Origin of the sequence: Empedobacter falsenii (genome assembly GCF_013488205.1) — a bacterium.
Lineage (GTDB): Bacteria > Bacteroidota > Bacteroidia > Flavobacteriales > Weeksellaceae > Empedobacter > Empedobacter falsenii_C.
This window is the reverse complement of sequence record NZ_CP040908.1, coordinates 2,103,947-2,123,817: the sequence shown is the minus strand read 5'-3', so window position 1 is coordinate 2,123,817 and position 19,871 is coordinate 2,103,947. Positions and strand designations below refer to the sequence as shown.

The 19,871-nt window shown below is 31.7% G+C and carries 12 protein-coding genes; 10 read left to right on the top strand and 2 right to left on the bottom strand.

What is annotated here, in order from left to right:
• Window positions 1–542: 542 nt before the first annotated feature.
• The 3 genes from FH779_RS09840 (at window position 543) to FH779_RS09830 (ending at window position 7,400) form a co-directional block, all read left to right on the top strand.
• Window positions 543–1,229, top strand: a complete 687-nt coding sequence (locus FH779_RS09840; protein WP_180904542.1) for a hypothetical protein — start codon at window positions 543–545, stop codon at window positions 1,227–1,229.
• Window positions 1,230–1,272: 43 nt separating this feature from the next.
• On the top strand, window positions 1,273–4,980 hold the full coding sequence (locus FH779_RS09835; RefSeq protein ID WP_180904541.1) for a carbohydrate binding domain-containing protein: 3,708 nt from the start codon (window positions 1,273–1,275) through the stop codon (window positions 4,978–4,980).
• Between the two features lie 1,535 nt (window positions 4,981–6,515).
• Window positions 6,516–7,400 (top strand): DMT family transporter, encoded by an 885-nt coding sequence (locus FH779_RS09830; protein ID WP_244957943.1) that lies wholly within the window; start codon window positions 6,516–6,518, stop codon window positions 7,398–7,400.
• Between the two features lie 784 nt (window positions 7,401–8,184).
• On the opposite strand, the gene FH779_RS09825 is transcribed toward FH779_RS09830, so the two are convergent.
• Entirely contained in the window at window positions 8,185–8,679 is a 495-nt protein-coding gene (locus FH779_RS09825) for a hypothetical protein (RefSeq protein ID WP_180904540.1), read from the bottom strand.
• A 48-nt stretch (window positions 8,680–8,727) separates the two neighbouring features.
• Window positions 8,728–9,717 carry a hypothetical protein gene (locus FH779_RS09820; RefSeq protein WP_180904539.1) on the bottom strand — a complete coding sequence of 330 codons (990 nt, stop codon included), beginning with the start codon at window positions 9,715–9,717 and terminating at the stop codon, window positions 8,728–8,730.
• A gap of 159 nt (window positions 9,718–9,876) precedes the next feature.
• Here FH779_RS09820 and FH779_RS09815 point away from each other — a divergent pair, with 159 nt between their 5' ends.
• From FH779_RS09815 to FH779_RS09785, 7 genes are all read left to right on the top strand, one after another.
• On the top strand, window positions 9,877–10,758 hold the full coding sequence (locus FH779_RS09815; protein ID WP_180904538.1) for a sce7726 family protein: 882 nt from the start codon (window positions 9,877–9,879) through the stop codon (window positions 10,756–10,758).
• An 11-nt stretch (window positions 10,759–10,769) separates the two neighbouring features.
• Entirely contained in the window at window positions 10,770–11,702 is a 933-nt protein-coding gene (locus FH779_RS09810) for a sce7725 family protein (protein WP_180904537.1), read from the top strand.
• 5 nt (window positions 11,703–11,707) lie between these two features.
• On the top strand, window positions 11,708–12,751 hold the full coding sequence (locus FH779_RS09805) for an RES family NAD+ phosphorylase (RefSeq protein ID WP_180904536.1): 1,044 nt from the start codon (window positions 11,708–11,710) through the stop codon (window positions 12,749–12,751).
• A 232-nt stretch (window positions 12,752–12,983) separates the two neighbouring features.
• On the top strand, window positions 12,984–15,800 hold the full coding sequence (locus FH779_RS09800; RefSeq protein ID WP_180904535.1) for a type I restriction endonuclease subunit R: 2,817 nt from the start codon (window positions 12,984–12,986) through the stop codon (window positions 15,798–15,800).
• Window positions 15,800–17,494: a restriction endonuclease subunit S gene (locus FH779_RS09795; RefSeq protein WP_180904534.1), complete on the top strand. Its 1,695-nt coding sequence runs from the start codon at window positions 15,800–15,802 to the stop codon at window positions 17,492–17,494. Before FH779_RS09800 ends, FH779_RS09795 begins: the two co-directional genes overlap by 1 nt.
• Before the next feature lie 3 nt (window positions 17,495–17,497).
• Entirely contained in the window at window positions 17,498–19,060 is a 1,563-nt protein-coding gene (locus FH779_RS09790; protein ID WP_180904533.1) for an AAA family ATPase, read from the top strand.
• The gene (locus FH779_RS09785) at window positions 19,057–19,839 is read left to right on the top strand and encodes an HNH endonuclease family protein (protein WP_180904532.1); all 783 of its coding nucleotides are present in this window, start codon (window positions 19,057–19,059) and stop codon (window positions 19,837–19,839) included. Before FH779_RS09790 ends, FH779_RS09785 begins: the two co-directional genes overlap by 4 nt.
• The last annotated feature ends 32 nt before the right edge of the window (window positions 19,840–19,871 follow it).

Sequence of the window (19,871 nt, the reverse complement as noted above, 5' to 3'; positions counted from 1 at the left end):
TAAAAATGAAAAGGTAAAGTTGTTATTAAAAATTTTGAAATATAATGTTCTGTTTGCTTAGCTGAGTTAGTTTTTATATTTTAATCATTACTTATAAAACAATTAGAAACTTCTAATCTAACTGAGAATAATTTGTACTCAGCTAAAGTACAAACGGGATACTTTATAAATAGAAAACGTATTCAACTTACGACCTTACTTACAATATCATATGAAAATAATCTGTTATTTCCAATTTAAAATTAATAAAAAGAGGTTTGGTAAATGAAAATTTATGTTATTTCTATTTTATTTATTTGAAATTTTATTTAATCCAAAAAAAAATGAAGATTATATGATTTTTCACAACTAACCTATAAAGTGTTAAAAATCATATTGATTTAAGTCATTTAAAATGAGTTTGTTTTTAATTGTATGGGACATAAGGAATTATTCTTTTTATAAAGAATTAAGTTATTTATAAATGTCTGTATTTGATAAATATCATCATGTCTTCCTATTATACTTTGTAGTTTTAAGTTGGTTTAATTAATAAAAAAATTATGAAAAAAGTTTTACTTGCTATTGCATTTGCTGCACCCTCAGTATTTGTTTTGGCTCAGGTAGGTATTGGAACTAATGATCCTAAAGCGACATTAGATGTTACAGCAGTTAATTCAACAGGAACTTTAGAAACTGTAGAAGGTGTTTTAATTCCAAGAGTTGATAGAGAGAGAGCACAATCGATGCTTAATGTAGATAAGTCTACAATGGTTTTTATTAATAATATTAGTACAGGTTCTCAGACAGGTACAGCTGTTAATATAAATGCAGAAGGTTTTTATTATTTTGATGGCCTTGTTTGGGTTAAATTATCTTCTGGAAATGGGAATTCAGGATTCTTTTACATGCCTTCTATTGTATTACCTACAGTCGTAACAGACAGTAGAGTAGTTGATACATCAAATTTGTCGTATACTTATGATAATACAACGTCTATTTTTACAGTAAAGTTACACGATTTGTATCAACAACAATTTAAAACTCCGATTGCAACTAGTACGACAAGCAATGGTCTTCAAGAGATTGTATTAAAAGCAGATCATTATGAATATTTTGTAACATATGCAGATAATACTGTTTTTACAGATATAAAAGTAGATGATAATGGAATTCTTACATACAAAGTAACGCCTAATGCTATTATTAGAAATGGTTCTTTTATGAATATTGTGCTAAAGGTTAAGTAGTTAACAGGGATTAATGATTCGTTGAATCTTTAGAAATTACAATATGGAATTAAATATAAAAAAGAATCTTATAGGTTTACTTGCGTTGTTTGCTTTACAACAAACTAATGCACAAATCATCTTTAAAGAAGATTTTGGACAATCAACTACACGAAAATCATCTCCTTATGTACCACAAGCTGGTAATGATTTAAATTTAGAAGTTTCACCTTATACATGTACACCTTATTATAGGGCTGCAACATCATATTACGTCGCTGCAACAAGACCAACTTGTAAGGATAATCCTATCGGTACACCTGCAAGCAACTATGGATTAACTAATTATAATGGATGGCTAAAAAATATCAGTGATGGTTATTATGTTGTAGTCGCACCAGCTAATTTGAAAGATGTATTTGATAATGGTACAGCTGGAACTGGAAGTTGGTGGTTAAGTGTTTCGGATCATACAGCCAATACAAATGGAGCTGTAATGGTTGTTAATGCTGGTACGATAAGAAATCAGTATTATCGCAGAGCTGTTACCCTGAAAACAGGTACAACATACAAATTATCAGCTTGGGTAATGGGTAATGGTAGTAGTGTATTTGACCTTAAAATGGAGGCGCAAAATATTCTTACAGAACAGCTTCTAGGTAGTAATTTAACTGGGAATAATCAAAAGACTTTGAAATTAAGTGAAGCCAATAAATGGGAACAGTTATTTTGGACTTTTACTACACCGACTGATCAAAATTGTAATACAGATATCGCTGTTTCTTTAAGAAATAACTATACGACGAGTGAAACAGGAAATGATTTTTATATAGATGACATCGTTTTAGAAGAAGTTGTTGATCCTTCGGCTGATATAATAGATTGTAATCCACAAAATGGAGTTATTGATGATATTATCAAAGCGAATGATGATGCTATCACAACCACATTAGAGGGAGGAGTATATTCAATCATTGTTAATGATTCGTATTCTAAAGTTGTAGGAAATATTGTTTTGAATGGAACAGGTAAAAATTCATCAATAGTTCCATTGGGTACTTGGCCTACAGGTTATTCAATTGATACAAATGGACAATTAGTAATTACACCAAATGCCCCAGCATTAACTAATCCGTTAGAATATCAAATTACAAATTTGTTAGGCGTATCTTCAATTGCAAAAATTACAGTAAAACAGGATTTAGGCGTATCTATTAAAGGAAATACTGATGTTTATGATTGGGTTGCTGGCCCTAAAACATATTCAACTGTTAGTTCAAATGATATTTATAATGGAGGTATAGCTGGACAAGGATTTATTTTTTCTGGAATAGAACAGAATGCTAAGATCTCTCCAAAAGGAACTTGGCCTAATGGAATTAGTTTGAATACTACAACAGGGGAAATTACTACTACAGCTGCCGCAGTGAAACCAACAGGTGCTATTTATTATACACTATGTAATATGGTTGGTGTTTGTCAAGATATTGCTGTGACTTTTTTGGGAGTTGAAGGGGATTTTAATCCTGGAAAAATATCTACAACAGGAGAAACATGTTATAATGGAACAATAGAAGTTGTGAATACAGAAAAAGCAAGTTATTTGGCTTATCTTATGTCTTATAATTGGCAAGCAAGTATTGATAACGGTGTAACTTGGCGTGATTTTGGAACAATTAGCGAGAATGAAAATCAGGAAAATGAGTCTGTTGGAGATGTAATTATTCAGAAAGGTGATAAATTAATAATTAACGGTTTAAAAAAGCCAATTTTAGTAAGAAGGCAAGTAAAACGAATAGGTTTAAGTGGTTATGCTTATACAGCTCCTGTATTGATTACACCATCTGAAGAGAATACAATTACTCTACCCGATAATATCAATGCTTTTGCAGCAGAACAAGGAGCAAGTTTTACTTTTCCTACTGTGTCAACAAAATTCCCTTCTACTATTACTATTTATGATTCAGAAGGAAAAGAAGTAGGATATAAAATATCTAATTTGAAGAAGGGCGACTATTCGTTTACGATAAAAGCGACTACTACAGGTGGAGCTAGAGTAGGATGTAATACATATACAACGATAAAATTGATTGTTTATGATTTAAAAGATTGTGATATTGTTAAGAAAAAGATTTTTGCAACAGATGTTAGAGATTGGAGTTCTGGATTAAGTGGTGTTGCTAATAAAGAAAAAGCAGTAAATGGAAACCGTGCTGATTATGCAACAATTACTGGAGGTGTTGTTATTTTGGGAATTGGTACTGTAGGTGTAGATTTATACTTTACAAAATTATCTGATCCAAATGATCCAAAATCTAAACGTGTTTTATATACGGCTGAAGAGTTAAAAGGAAAAAAAGTATCCATAAAATTAGGTGAACAATATTCTGGACTTAAAGTCGCTGGAGGTTTATCGGTAGTAGGGCGATATACTAGTGCTACTGATCCAAATGATATTGGATTAACAAGCGGTATCCCAATAGGCATTACAAATGAGAATGCAGGAACGTCGTTTGGTGTAAAAGGAGGCGTATTAGATTTATTGAAAGGAGATAATGTATTCGATTTTTCTTTTATTCCTGCCAAAAGCAATGGTACTCATGTAGCTTATAATGGGGTTCGTGTACAATTAGGTTCTTTACTTTCTGTAGCTGATTTGGCTACTGTCTTCCATGCATATATAGAAGAAGAGGAACTTGTAACCGATCCAAATTATAAACCGCTAGGGGATATTACTGTCAACCCACCTTCATCATTACTCTATCCAACAGTACAAAAAGATATAGATGGAACAGATTTAACAGGTATCAAAAATGTAGATATTAAGTTGAATGAATTTACACATGATGTCACTTGGGGTAACCGTTCAGAAGTGTTGAATGTTGCAAGTGGTTTATCTTCTGTAGTACATCCTTATTATGCTGTAGATGATAATTATGATAGTTACACCTTATTTAATGCAACGGCAGGGGTGTTGAATCAACAATTTTTACGTACACATTTGAGACAAGCTGCTCGACCTGGAGATCAAATTCAAGTAACATTGGCTTATCCAAATATTAATGTCTTAAACTTAAGTTTATTACAATTAGGAAATTTTAAAATTGTTTATTATTTAGGTGATACAAAAGTAGGAGAAGAGAATATGGAGAAATTTAGAATTTTAGATATAGGTTTGTTTAACTTTAAAAATAAACGTAGAGCTGTAATATCTAAACCAATTACAATCCCATTCGATTCTTTCGAAATTCAGCAATTTAATACGGTTTCTGTAAACTTAGGAGATGGTTTACATGTTCATGATATTCGTGTTGCGCCAATGATGTTATTCGAAGGACAAGAAGATTCAAAAGAAGTGACAAAAATTTGTGCAGCAGACTTTTTAGCAATTAAAAGTCCCGATTTTTGTACAGAATATGAAATTTCTTTTGCAAAAGTAGTTAAGTTTGGTGGTATTTATACGCTTCCTGACGAAGATGAGGATCCGGATAATAATTTACCTTTATTAGATAAAGATGGAAATCCAATCAAAGAAATTTTAGAGGTAGAAGATATTCTAAATTCTCAGTTAAAATATAGTCATTCAGGAGCAGGAGTTATGTATTATAACATAGACAGATTATATACAGAATTCGAAAATGAAGGAATTATTCTTGTTAAAGTACAAACCAAACGACAAGGAGTAAATTATGGTAATCCACAATATTTAAGAGTAAAGCTTCAAAATTGTCAAGAAGCTTTAGTTAATCCAGTTATTAGATTATCTAATTAAATTTAAAAATTGATCATAAAAATCCAGACGATAAGTCTGGATTTTTTATAATTTATATAAGTCTGGATTATTTACTAAATGTCATCTTGAACTCGTTTCAAGATGACATTTAGTAAATACAATTATGTTAATAATAACGTATAAGTTAAGCAGAATTATCCTTCGATTTTGCTCAGGTGGCTTGATTCGTCAGTCAGAGTGACGGTTAACAAACCGTTGTATCGAAGACTTAGACGATAAATATACAAAATCAAGGAGATAATTCCCTTCTTGAAAGGAGTTAGTGGAGCTTAGGTACATTTTTAAACTTTTACCTTAATGCAAAGTCTGTGCTAACAGAGTATGTGATTACAAAACATCAAGTCTGTGCTTACAAGTCGGTCAATAGCGGCTACTCGCTAAATGCTTTAAATCATTCGCATATAAAATGCGAACAGTAAATCATTTTTAACGCTCTTTATGCCGAATTGACGCTCGACTTTTCAGCAATGACGGTTTTGAAATTCGTTGTTAAAAAGTTAATTTGAATATTGAAAAAGGATGTAGAAACCGGCATTAAAACTCTCACGTTAAGAAAATGTTTGAGAGCAACGTTAAAAAGATTTTAGCCCGTAGGGTTTTTTAAATCTTTAGTGGAGTGAAGACATTTTTAGTAGAGAGGTTTACAGCCAAGTCTTTTTTCGTTAGTTTTTTTGACCGTTCCCCATAGGGTATATGAATACCGATAATTAAAATTTAAAATTAATGAATAAAAAAAGTGACATTAAAGAAAAGGAATACCTAAGCCACACCGTGGATCCTCCTTTTAATTTCAAATGCTATCGCTCACTAATCTTTTTTGCGTTAGTTTCAATGGATTGAAGCTCGTCTGCAAATCGTATGTCGGCTTTTAAAACTTGTATTTTCAGCAATGACAGTTTTTTTAAAAGTTGTAAGTAATAAGTTTCGAGTTTTAAGTATTTTAGGATCAAGTTGAGATTTTAGATTTTAGATATGAGATATGAGTATTGAGATATGAGTATTGAGAGGATTGTAAAATGTTAAGATGTAAAATGTATAAAGTCGTATGTAAAAAGTACTAAAATAAAAAAACGTCAAGCTGACTTTTCAGCAATGACAGTTTTTAAAGTTATAAGTAATGTGTTTTGAGTTCTAAGTATTTTAGGATTAGGTTGAGATTTTAGATATGAGTATTGAGAGGGTTGTAAAACATAAAAAGTACTAATAACGAGTTATCAAGCTATTATCGTCAGTCAGAGTGGCGTTTGTAAAACGTTGTATCGAAGACTTAGACGATAAATAACGAATTATAAAAATGACAATCAATGATTTTATTTTATTACTTATAATTTATTATATTTACAACTACAATAACAAGATATGAACAGACTAGGTTGTCTTCCTCCTCCAAGAGTTTAATATTACTTCAAGATTATACAGAAGTACAGCGCTGGCTAATTTAGTCAGTTGTTTCGCTGTACCTCAAATTCTCAATTAAATTTTAATATTATAAATTCTCATTTCTACCAAAAGGAATGGAGAGACAATTTTTTATGAAAAATTCATATTTATTATTACACCTTAGTGTGATATTACTTGGCTTTTCAGGTGTATTCGGAAAGCTTATTTCTTTGAACGAAGGCTTGTTAACATGGTACAGAGTCTTTTTTTCTGCAATCATCTTATTTTTTATAATCAAACTGTTTAAGATTAATACCAATATCACCCTAAAAGAAAAATTTAAAATTGCTAAAGTTGGTATATTCATTACTTTCTCTTGGGTTTTATTTTACGGAAGTATCAAATATTCCAACATCTCAATTGGCGTTGTATGTTATTGTATGGCAAGTTTTTTCACTGCTATACTTGAACCTATTATCAATAAAAAGAAATTCAAATTATCAGAATTACTTTTAAGTTTATTGACTTTATTTGGAATCAGCTTGATTTTTAGTTTTGATGCTTCTTATCGGCTAGGAATTGTATTGGGTATTATTTCACCTTTGTTTGCTTCGCTTTATACCATTTATAATGAAAAGTTGACAATTTATTACGATACTAAGCTTATCAATTACTACCAAATGATTGGAGGAACCATTGGTCTAGGCATTTTATTGCCCGCCTATTTATATTTATTTCCAGTAGAAAATATTTTTCCTACTAGAAAAGATACATTCTATTTGATTATACTGGCACTTTTTTGCACAGTAGGAGTGTATGTTTCAATTACCGAAATATTAAAAAAGTTATCCGCCTTTACGATTAATCTAAGTCTTAATCTAGAACCTATATATGCGATTATACTAGCATTTTGGCTTTTTGACGAAGGAAAACAACTTAATATTTCATTTTATATTGGATTATTTTTTGTGATACTTTCTGTCGTATTACAAACATTTATTTCATTAAGAAACAAATAATTTCAAACCTCTTGCAGAGTTTTACTGTAGGAGGTTATTTTTTTTAAAACTTTTACCTTAATGCAAAGTCTATGCTTCCAAGTTGGTCAATAACGGCTATTTGCTAAATGCTTTATTTATTCATTTTTTTTCTTGATAAAAAACAACATTTGAAATTAAAAATTTAAGATTAAGAATTTGACATTAAGAGGAGAAGCTCCAGTGGAGCTTAGGTACATATGTTCATTTTTATTCATGAGTTATTATTGTTTTTAAATGAATTCATATGCCCTTCGGGGAAGTCTTGACACAAAAACGAACCAAAAAGTTATTCATATGATTTATTATTATTTTTAAGGTATTCATGAATACAAAGCATTACAAGACCGCGATTTTCGACGTTCAATCATCATTTCACTCACTAAAAAGATTAAACGATTCGCATACGCTCACTAATCTTTTTTACGTTTGTTTCAATGGATTGAAGCTCGTCTGCAAATCGTATGTCGCCTTTTAAAACTTATATTTTCAGCAATGACGGTTTTTTTGAGTTATAAGTAATAAGTTTTGAGTTCTAAGTGTTATGTATTTTAGGATGAGATCTTGAAACGAGTTCAAGATGACATTTAGTAAATGCGATTATCTTAATAATAATAATAATGTGTAGTTAAGCTGAATTACCCTTCGATTTCGCTCAGGAGGCTTGATTCGTCAGTCAGAGTAACGTTAGCAAAACGTTGTATCGAGGACATAGACGAGTGTGGAAATGAGGTTGAGTCTAATATTGAGGTAAGTTTTATCGAGTTTACTTCCACTTTATTTTTAGATCTCGAAATTCGATTGTTTTGTAATCATGTAGAATGTCCGAATAATAATTGAATTTGAATAGTTTTATTAGTTGTGTGTTTGTAGGGACTTTTACTAGAATAGGTTCTATCTTTTTTGGTACATTGGTATTAAAAGTGTCGCTACCAAGAGAATTTAAACCTTTGATTTCTGCAAAATCTTGTTTTTTGTATTCATTTCCTTCCAAATCTATAGCACTGAAAGTCCCCATTGCTATAACCTTATTGACATCTTTGTTGTTGACTAAAATGGTGAATGTGACAGTTTGTTGCTTTGTATCGCCTTCTATTTTAGTGATTGAGAACTCTGTTTTATCAAATTCTGTTTTGTATTCGGCTGTATTGATATGAAGGATTTGTTTTAAATAATCATTCTCTTTTTGAATTTCCTCGCAGCTCTGTGCAAAAATAGTATAGCTAAGCAAGAATGATAGGATTAATAATTTATTTTTCATAGAATGTAATGATTTTATTATTTTTATTATTTTGTTTTAGATGAAATATTATCCATTTTTTTCTTCAATTATTTGTGTGATTTTTTCGTTCTCTACTTTAAAAGTAAAATTTCTATATTCAAGTGAATTGAAATTATTGTCATTTGGGTGGGGAAAAAACTTTACGCCAATTTTTATAAAAGGTAACTTGATTTCCCAACTTGATCTAATTATGAAATTTTTGGAACAAATATCTTGTTCAGATGAAAGAATATATTCTTTGAAATTTGTTAGATTTTCAACACTATATTCTGCTCTCCATTTTTTTCTTTTTTCATAATATATATTTTCAGAAAGATTATTGAGTATTGTAGTACAATCATTTTTATTACAAGAATTAATGAAATTTCTAACTATTTTTCTAGGAATTCTCTGTTCAGCTCTGATTATTTTCTTTTTTTCAGCTTTAAAATTTTCATAATCCACGTTAACAGTTTTTTGCATTTGTTGCTGTCCAATCAGAAATGCATCGTGACGTGATTTATATAATTTATGAATTAATATATCTCCTTCGGTTACACGGTTTTTAAATTCATTTAAAAGTATATAACCTTCTTCATTTGTTTTTTCGTTTATCCCCTCAACAATATTGATATAATATGTTTGTTCAACATTGTCAAATAAAATTTTCATTTTTGAGTTAAATCTTTCTGATTTTGTTTTCGATTTCTTAACAAGGTATTTCGTCTCATCAAGAGGATCTTCAATTCTTCGTCCCCAGCCATCAGTAGAAAAACTAGATTGATATCTTGATAGCTGAATTCTCGCTTCTTTATGTCCTTTATCAGGGCCATAACTAAACTCATAATCAGGCAATGCTTTTACTATTTCTGTTTCAAGTTCCCATTGTTCATAGTCGCTTGTAAAGTTAATTTGAATGTGAAATTCGTACTCAACCATATAAATTGGAACATCAATTCTACTATTTATGATTATATTTTGAATTAAATCAAGATCAGTTTTGCGATTAATTAATAATGTGATAGAAGTTTCAATCATTTTCTAGATTATATGTTGTTGTATTGGAATGAACTAAATTAGTTTATTGATTAATGAAAAGCAATTTTAAGTTCCGTAAATATTTTTGGATAGGAGTTTGATTTTGATAAAATGTAAACTTTGTTTACCAAATATGTAAGGTTTTTTTACCTTTGTCTTATGCAATCTCATCCTTTACATATTTCGAATTTAAGAGGAATCGCTCGATTAATTAACCATGCTGCTTTTAAGAAAATAGCTTTGGATAGTAATCAGTCGTCTTATATTCGACAAATGAAAAAATATATTGAATGGGATTCTATTGTACAAGAACAACCAACTACATTAAGTGAGCTTATTGCTTATGGTTATTCTATATTAGAACAAGACTATCGTCACGAATATATATATAAAACAAGTTTATTAAATGATTTTGTACTTCATCACTATTCATTAGATGACACTGTTTTATTAAACGAATTTAGAATACAAGATTCAATTGCTGATATGGTGATTGTGAACGGAACAAATAAAGTTTTTGAAATTAAAACAGAGTTAGATAGTTTAGAACGTTTTCAATCGCAAATAGAAAATTATTATAAAGCATTTACAGAGGTTTATTTAGTTACCCATTATACTTTGATCGAAAAATATTCGAGCAAAATAGAAGAGACAGTTGGTATCATTGCGCTTACAGATGAGTTAAAATTGGTAGAGTATAGAAAAGCTACTTTTGTGGATGAATTGCTTGATATTCCTACTATGATGGCAACCTTGCGCAAGCCAGAATACATAAAACTCGTAAAAAATATGGTAGGGTTTGTTCCAGATGCAACTCCAGTTTATTTGTATACAGCATGTTTAGATGTTTTATTGAATTTTACACAGCAAGAAGTACAAAAGCAGTATCATAAAATTCTTAAAGAACGTATTTCGTTTGCAAAAAATATAGAGATAGAAGAAGGGGCATTTCCCAAGTTTTACAACTACTCTTATTATCATCAAAAATTAACAAAAAATTCTTATCTTACACTACAGAACAACCTGATGAAAAAGGTATAAAATTTTGTAGTATGTATTTCCCATATTTACGAGGTAAACAATTTGAATTATTAGCCTTAAGGGAGCTCGCTCCGATATTAGATTCTTCAAAAATAATTCCTTTGATAGAACCTGTAAAAATGAATACAGCTTCTCTCAAAACAGCAATAGATGTATTAGCAAAGAATAATATTAAAGTTCAGGTTATTTTGAATCCAGAAGTAGGTGATTTCAAATCAAATAACTCTTCTTTAATTACTTTTTTTAATCAATTACAAGCTCAAGGTTATACAAATCTTATTCCTTCTTTTATAATATCTAGTGATAGGGCGTTTGATAGAATAAAAACAATTATTGCAGATAATCATTATGATACAAATGGTTTTAGTTTTGTCCATCTCAATAAAGTGAGTGATTTAGATGCGTTACACTCTTTTTCTAGTTCTAATCATTGTCTTTATCATGTAGTGCAAATTGCTCATTTGTTTGCTATGAGAAGAAAATTGAGGGGAAATGTCTGTATGTTGAATGATTATTTTAATCGTTTATCGAACAATAAAGCTTATCTTGATATTTCTTTCGAAGTCTTTTCTTCTGATTATATGTATTATCAAGACGAAGGTTGTGTAGGATTTTCTGATTATCAAGTAATAGGAAAAGATTATTCTGAGACTGGAGGAGCTGCATTTGCAGTAGCTATCCATTTAACATATAAAGAAGAAGGAAGCGATGATATAAAAGTTGCTCATTTTGTATCAGATAGTAATGAAGGACGCGAGAATCCTGCGGGTAAATTTTTTGAAGCATTAGAAAAATTAATCGCTTTTGTTGATCAAAAACAATTAACGAGTTTTGCCATTGATAAATTTAGGGACTATTATAACACTCAAGCTTATCCGGGGTTAGGTGTTGTAAAGAAATTAAGTATTATGCACCATATTCAGTTAATACAAGGTTTAATTTAAACGATATGAATTGTTGTGTAAATTGCTTTTCAGATACCTACTTACAAGATTATATACTAAAGAATAAAGTAGGAGTAGGTAATTGTGATTTTTGTTTAAGTACTTTTGTTTCTTTAATCAATTGTGAAACACTCACAGAACTTTTTGATGAAATACTGGAGTTGTATGCACCTAATTCGTCGGGTGAAATGCTATTGCATGAACATTTGAAGCATTATTGGGAGGGATTGTTCTCTCCAGATTTGAATCTTACTTCAATCAAGCATTTGGTTTATGCAATTGGTAGAACGAGTATATTATATTCTACTGAATTATTTGAACAGCCAGTCGATTTTCAGACTCATATTACAGATGAAAGTGCCGCAACATTGGCTTTACAATGGGAAACTTTTGCCAATGAATTGAAGGAGAAAAATCGTTTTTTCTTGAATAAAACCATCGATTTAGAATTTATAGAAGGTATTTTAGAGCGTTTAGCGAAAACCTATTATCCTGAGACTATTTTTTATCGATCGAGAATTGGAAATACTAGGTTTCCAATAAATGAGTTGGGTAGACCTCCTAAAGAATATGCGACATCGGGTAGAGCAAATCCCCAAGGAATACCATACCTTTATTTGTCTGATAGTATAGAAACAACCATATACGAAACACGATCATCCCTGTACGATTGTTTAACGGTAGGTAGTTTTCAACTGAATCGTCCATTGCAAGTTATCTCCTTACATAAAATAGAAGAATTAAGCCCTTTTGAGGTCAAAGAAAAAGGTTTTGAATTAGAAGAATTTATTAATATCCGTCCTTATTTGCTTAAGTTACAAGCAGAATTATCAAAACCTATTCGTAAACAGGATTCTTTACTTGATTATCTCCCAACGCAATATTTGTGCGAATTTATCAAACTAAAAGGATTTGATGCGATAGAGTATAAAAGTGCTATGCATATTGGGGGGTATAATTTAGCAGTATTTACGGACGAATCATTTGTTTGTGTAGATTCGACATTTATTACAATCAAAAATTTAAACTATGAGTTTGAGGATAGATAAATTAAGAATTTAAAAATTAACATTTTGTTACTTGAAAGGAGAATACTCAGTTCTCCTTATTGCGTTACTATCTTCGTTTGAAACAGTTTTTTCAGAAATTCAAAAAACAAAAAATATTTTTCCCGAAATTTGGTTACTTAGGTTACTTAGGTTACTTTTTCAATTGCTTTTGCCATTTAATTTGTTAATTTTAACAACAATTAACCAATTGTAATAACAACACTTTGTTTAGATGACAATAAACCAAAATCCAGAACAAGTTGCTCGTGATCGTATTGATGAAATGCTTCGTCAAGCGGGATGGGCGGTTCAGTCTAAAGATAAAATCAACTTCAATGCTGCTAAAGGTATTGCGGTTCGTGAATATACTACTTCAGTAGGTCCTGCTGATTATGTGCTTTTTGTGAATCAAAAACCTGTGGGCATTATTGAAGCGAAAAGGGAAGATGAAGGACATCGTTTAACGGTGGCTGAAGATCAATCTAGAGGCTATGCTGAAGCAAAGCTAAAGTTCTTCAATTCGGCTGAAGCAATTCCTTTTGTCTATGAAAGCACAGGAACCATTACGCGTTTTACGGATTACCGTGATCCTAATGCTCGTAGTAGAGAAATCTTTTATTTTCATAAACCCGAAACCTTATTGGAATGGGTAAAGAAAGACAAATCATTGCGTGGTCGACTTCTGGATATTCCTGCCTTAGATGAAACAGATTTACGACCTGCTCAGATTATGGCGATTAATAATCTAGAAAAATCTTTCAAACAAGCAAAACCTAAAGCCTTAATTCAAATGGCTACCGGTGCAGGTAAAACCTTTACGGCAGCTACCTTTATATACCGTTTGTTGAAGTTTGCCAAAGCGAAGCGTGTTCTCTTTTTAGTGGATACCAAAAACTTGGGCGAACAAGCCGAACAAGAATTCATGGCTTTTCAACCGAATGACGATAATCGTAAGTTTACAGAATTATATAACGTGCAGCGATTAAGTTCTAGCTTTATCGCATCGGATAGTCAGGTCTGTATTTCTACCATTCAGCGTATGTACTCTATTTTACGAGGGGAAGAAATGGACGAGAATGCCGATATAGAAAACCCTAACGAGCAATCTTCTTGGTTACAACAAAAATTAGCCAAGAAAGAAGCTGTTCCTGTAGAATACAACGAGCAAGTTCCCATAGAACAATTCGACTTCATTATCATAGACGAATGTCACCGTTCCATTTACAACCTTTGGAAACAAGTCTTGGACTATTTTGATGCATTTTTGATAGGACTTACCGCTACTCCTGACAAACGCACCTTTGGTTTCTTCAATGAAAATGTAGTCAGTCAATATACCTACGAAGAATCGGTATTAGATGGCGTGAACGTACCCTATGAAGTATATACGATCGAAACCGAAATTTCTCAAAAGGGTGGACTGATAGAATCGGGATGGTATGTAGATCGTCGTGATAAACTCTCTCGTGCCAAACGTTGGCAACAAGAAGACGAGGATACGGAATACAAACGCAACGACTTGGACAAAGCGGTGGTGAATGTTTCGCAGATTCGTACCATTGTCAAAGAATACAAACGTGCTTTAGAACAGGTTATTTATCCAGACCGTTGGAATGCCGATCGTACGGAATACGAAGTGCCTAAAACATTAATCTTTGCTAAAACAGATTCTCACGCAGATGATATCATCAATATTGTACGTGAAGAGTTTGGCGAAGGCAATGATTTTTGTAAAAAGGTTACTTATAAAATTGACGAAGACCCAAAATCAGTTCTGAATCGTTTCCGAAACGATTACAACCCACGTATTGCCGTTACTGTAGATATGATTGCCACGGGTACGGATGTAAAACCTTTGGAGGTGTTACTCTTTATGCGTGATGTGAAGAGTATCAATTACTTTGAGCAGATGAAGGGGCGTGGTACACGTACGATCAATGCGGATAAATTGCAATTGGTGAGTAAGCAAGCACGAGTAAAAAATCACTTTGTCATCATAGATGCAGTAGGCGCGACCAAATCCAAGAAAACAGATAGCCGTCCGCTAGAGCGTAAACCTACAGTAGCACTGAAAGAGTTATTAGGTGCGGTAACCATGGGTGTAGCCGAGGAAGATGTATTCCTTTCTTTGGCCAATCGTTTAATTCGTTTGGATAAACAAATTACCGAAAAAGAAGGAGCTAAAATAAAGGAGCTTTCGGGGGGTAAAAGCTTAAAGCAAATCACTAAAGAATTAATTAATGCTTTTGATCCAGATGCAATAGAAACCGCAGCGCTACTCATCTTACAGCAGACACCTGTCGATGAGCAAACGCCATTCTTGCAAGAAAAAGCTCGAGAAGAAGCCCAAGAAAATTTAATTCGACAAGCATCTTTAAGTTTCAATGGTGAATTAAACGAGTACATCGATAATGTACGTAAGCAACACGAGCAAATCATTGACCATATCAACATCGATACGGTTATAAAATCCGAATGGGATACCACCACCATCGATAAAGCAAATGCCTTGGTACAAGATTTTGAAGAATATCTGTTAGCTAACAAAAACGAAATCACGGCCTTATCTATTTTCTTCGATCAGCCTTATCGTAGAAGGGAAATTACTTTCAAGATGATTAAGGAATTGATGGAGAAGATACGCTTAGAAAAGCCGATATTTGCACCTTTGCATATTTGGGATGCTTACAAAAGTTTGGGTAAAACCAACAGTGATGCGCCAAAAGATGAATTAACAGCTTTAGTATCTTTAATCCGTGCCGTGTGTGGGATTGACAGCGAACTAAAAGCCTACGACAAAACGGTGGACGACAATTTTAAGCAATGGATATTTGCGCAAAATGCCGGACAGCACAACCGTTTTACGCCCGAGCAAATGGATTGGCTTCGTATGATCAAGGAACATATCGTAAATTCCTATCATTTGGAAATGGATGATCTGGATTACAACCCCTTTGATGTACACGGTGGACGTGGCAAAATGTACCAACTCTTTGGCAACGAGATGCAAACAATTATTAATGATTTAAACGAAGCTTTAGCAGCATAATGAGAGAAGATTGGGTAGAATGTAAATTTGAAGATTTACTTGATTACGAACAACCAACTAATTATATAATTAAGGAGGAAAACTATAGTGATAGTTTACCTATTCCTGTTTTGACGGCAGGTAAAGGATTTATCAAAGGTTATACTAATGAAGAATTTGGAGTATTTGATAAATTACCGACAATCATATTTGATGATTTTACTACAGCAAGTCAATATGTAAACTTTAAGTTTAAAGTTAAATCTTCTGCGATGAAAATTTTAAATCCTACTAGTAGTTTGGTTAATTTGAAATTTTTATTCAATGTAATGCAAGTATGTAAAGTCCGTTCCGAAACACATAAAAGATATTGGATTTCTGAATATTCACAGATAAGATTTGGACTTCCACCACTTCCCGAGCAACGTGCTATCGTCAAAAAAATCGAAGCCTTGTTTTCGAGTTTGGATGCGGGAATTGCAGACCTTAAAAAAGCACAAGAGCAACTCAAAATCTACCGCCAAGCCGTTTTGAAAAAAGCGTTTGAGGGGGAGTTGACGAAAGAATGGAGAGAAAAGCAAACGAATTTACCGACTGCGGAGGAGTTGTTAGTTCAAATAGAAGAACAGCGTCAAGCTTACTATGAAAAACAAATAGAAGATTGGAAAGAAGCTGTAACTATTTGGGAAAAGAATGGAAAGGAAGGTAAGAAACCTAAAAAACTTGCAAAAAGTGATTTGTCAAAAAATGATTTTATAGATTCTGAAGAACTTCCAAACTCGTGGAAATTAGTTCAAATTTCTGATATTTTAAAATTCTTAACAGATTATCACGCCAATGGTGGATATGAAACATTACGTGATAATGTTGAACTATTAGATGAAGAAGGTTACGCTTTGATGATTAGAGCTACAAATTTTGAAAAGAATGATTTTAGAAATGATGTTAAATTTATTTCAGAACAAGCGTATAATTTTTTGAGTAAAACTAAATTATATGGTGGTGAAATTTTATTTGGTAAAATTGGTAATGCAGGCAAATCTTATTTAATGCCTCATCTTAATAGACCCTGTTCGCTAGCTATGAATTTATTTTCATTAACGACCTATATTAATAATAAATACCTTTCTTATCATTTAAAAAATAATAGGCAAGTACAAGAAATTAATAGTTATGTAAAAGGTGTAGGTAATCCGACAATAGATAAAAAATCTATTAGAAGTATTCATTTATCATTGTGTTCTCTCGAAGAACAAGCCCAAATCGTCAAAGAAATAGAAGCTCGTTTATCGGTTTGTGATGCGGTAGAGCAGCAAATAAAAGATAGCCTTAGCCAAGCAGAAGCTTTGCGCCAATCTATCTTAAAGAAAGCGTTTGAGGGTAAATTACTTACTGAAGAAGAGATAAAAGCTTGTCAGCAAGAACCCGATTACGAGCCGGCTGCTGTGTTGTTGGAGAAGATTAAGGCCGAGAAAGAAGCTAATAAATCAAGTAAGAAAATAATAAAAGGAAAACCTAAAAAGAAGATGGAGAAGAAAGAAATTTTACAACTCTTAGCAGAAAATAACAATGAAATGCTTGTCGCCCAATTATGGAAGAATTCTGTTTATGGAGAGGATATCGATGCTTTTTATTTAAAGTTAAAAGAATTAGCTGAGGAAGGTAAAATTACTGAAGTGAAGAATGGAAAAAAGGTATCCATTAAATTAATCTAATCCATGAGAATTGATAAGGTTCAAATTAAAGCATATAAAAATTTAACCGATTTTGAAATTGATATAGACGAAGAGAAGATGATTACGGTACTGCTAGGGCAGAATGCTACTGGAAAATCTAACTTCATCGAAGCGCTTGTTCTTATATTCAAACATTTAGATTTAAATACAGAGACAAAACGCTCATATCCTAATTTTGAATACAAAATCAAATACCAAATAAAAAATACAATGATTGAGGTGGTATTTGAAAATAAAAAATATGCCATTACTGTCGATGGTAAATCATTAAGTTTAAAAGAATTTTTCACTGTAGAAAATAAAAAACAGTTTCAGCCTAAATATGTATTTACCTACTATTCAGGTATCAGTAATAAATTAAAAGAACATTTTTGGGACCATCAAAACACATTTTACGATAAAATAATTAGAGAAGATTTCAACAAAAGTGAAATTGATGAGTTACGTAAATTATTTTATGTACAATTAGTGCACTCTTACTTTGTTCTTTTAGGATTTTATACGCATAAAACCGAATCAACTAATAATTTCTTAAAGGATGTGTTAGGGATCGAAGATATTAATTCAGTTCTATTCATTCTTAAAAAACCAGAATGGGCAAAAGATAATGAAGATGTATTTTGGGGAGCAAAAGGTTTAGTTCGTGAATTTTTAAATATTTTATGGGACTTAAGTTTTGCTCCAATCTATAATGCTGAAAGAATCAGAAAAGATTTCAGAGAGTACGATTCACAAGACCGATTATACTTGTACTTAAAAGGGGAACAAGAAATCGAAAGTTTAGCGAATCATTACAACACCAATGTAGAATTATTTAAAGCCTTAGAAAGTACATACATCTCTAAACTTTTAGAAGAGGTTCGTATACGTGTACAAAAGCGTAATGTAGATCAATCCATTACATTTAGAGATTTAAGTGAGGGTGAGCAGCAATTACTGACTGTACTAGGCTTATTAAAGTTTACAAAAGATGAAGATTCATTGATCTTGTTAGATGAACCAGATACACATCTAAATCCATTATGGAAGTGGCATTATATGAAATATTTGGAAGAAGTGGTACAAAAACCTGAATCTACACAAATATTCATTAATACACACGATCCGTTAGTAATTGGATCTTTAGTGAAAGAAGAAGTTCGCATTTTTACAAAAACGGAGAATGGAACCATTACCAATCAACCTGATGTAGATCCTAAAGGTTTGGGGGTAGATAATATTTTAAAGAGTGAATTATTTGGTTTACCATCTACTCTGGATGAACCAACATTGCAAAAAATTGAAAAACGTAACCGTTTAGCAATTAAGAATGCTAATAATGAAGCTTCAGAAGAAGAATTGTTCGAATTAAATCAATTACATAACGAATTACAAACATTAGGCTTTACAAATCCATTTAACGATCCACTGTATCAAAAGTTTGCTGTAGCTTATCAAAAATACGAACAAGAAGAGCATAGTACAATATACAGTTACGAGCAACTTAAAAAGCAAGAAGAAATAGCCTTAAGTATTATTGATAAAATAGAAAAAGGGCAACTATGATATTTATTGATTTAAGTAATTATAGGCCTTCTGATGAATGGTTAGAAAGAGCCCAAGCTGTTAAAGATTTAGTTAGTGCAGAAGTAGATTTTGAGGAAAAACTTCAAATAATAAATAATAATTCAAATCTTTGGACAGAATTAAAAGATGATCTGAGAGCATTATCTAATAATAAATGTTGGTATTCTGAAGCAGCAGATGCTTTTGCCCATGCGCATATTGATCATTTTCGACCTAAGGGAAGGATTAAAGAAATCGATAGAACTACTCGGACGGGTTATTGGTGGTTAGCTTTTGAATATTTGAATTATCGCTATTGTGGTGGTGCAGGGAATGTAAGGAAAAATGATAAGTTTGCTGTTAGAAGATATCCTTGTTTGGATGAAAGAAGCCCTATTGGTGATGAAATTATTTATTTACTTGATCCATGTAAAATAAGTGATGTCGGATTTTTAAATTTCATTGAAAATGGAGAAGTTATTTACTGTTCAGATTTAAGTGAATGGAATCAAAAGAGAGTTGTATATACTATTGATACTTTGAATTTGAATTTTCAATTACTAATAGAAGAGAGGGCAAAAGTTTGGAAGAAATGTGACAAACTAATTAAAGAAGCACAAGAAATTGCTTCTAATGAAGAAACAGAAGTGAGTGTACATTTACAAACACTTTTTGTAGAAAAAATTAATCAAATTGCTCAATTAAAAGATAAATCACAACCATTTTCAGCAGTAGCACAATCTTGTATTTATAGCTCAGGATTAGGATGGTTAAAATAAATTTAAGAATACAATAACCTCCAATTAAACTA

Coding starts and splice junctions, on each gene's coding strand:
- FH779_RS09785 (WP_180904532.1), top strand. CDS start 19,057: ATGATATTTATTGATTTAAGTAATTATAGGCCTTCTGATGAATGGTTA.
- FH779_RS09815 (WP_180904538.1), top strand. CDS start 9,877: ATGCAATCTCATCCTTTACATATTTCGAATTTAAGAGGAATCGCTCGA.
- FH779_RS09840 (WP_180904542.1), top strand. CDS start 543: ATGAAAAAAGTTTTACTTGCTATTGCATTTGCTGCACCCTCAGTATTT.
- FH779_RS09795 (WP_180904534.1), top strand. CDS start 15,800: ATGAGAGAAGATTGGGTAGAATGTAAATTTGAAGATTTACTTGATTAC.
- FH779_RS09830 (WP_244957943.1), top strand. CDS start 6,516: ATGGAGAGACAATTTTTTATGAAAAATTCATATTTATTATTACACCTT.
- FH779_RS09825 (WP_180904540.1), bottom strand. CDS start 8,679: ATGAAAAATAAATTATTAATCCTATCATTCTTGCTTAGCTATACTATT.
- FH779_RS09810 (WP_180904537.1), top strand. CDS start 10,770: ATGTATTTCCCATATTTACGAGGTAAACAATTTGAATTATTAGCCTTA.
- FH779_RS09820 (WP_180904539.1), bottom strand. CDS start 9,717: ATGATTGAAACTTCTATCACATTATTAATTAATCGCAAAACTGATCTT.
- FH779_RS09835 (WP_180904541.1), top strand. CDS start 1,273: ATGGAATTAAATATAAAAAAGAATCTTATAGGTTTACTTGCGTTGTTT.
- FH779_RS09805 (WP_180904536.1), top strand. CDS start 11,708: ATGAATTGTTGTGTAAATTGCTTTTCAGATACCTACTTACAAGATTAT.
- FH779_RS09790 (WP_180904533.1), top strand. CDS start 17,498: ATGAGAATTGATAAGGTTCAAATTAAAGCATATAAAAATTTAACCGAT.
- FH779_RS09800 (WP_180904535.1), top strand. CDS start 12,984: ATGACAATAAACCAAAATCCAGAACAAGTTGCTCGTGATCGTATTGAT.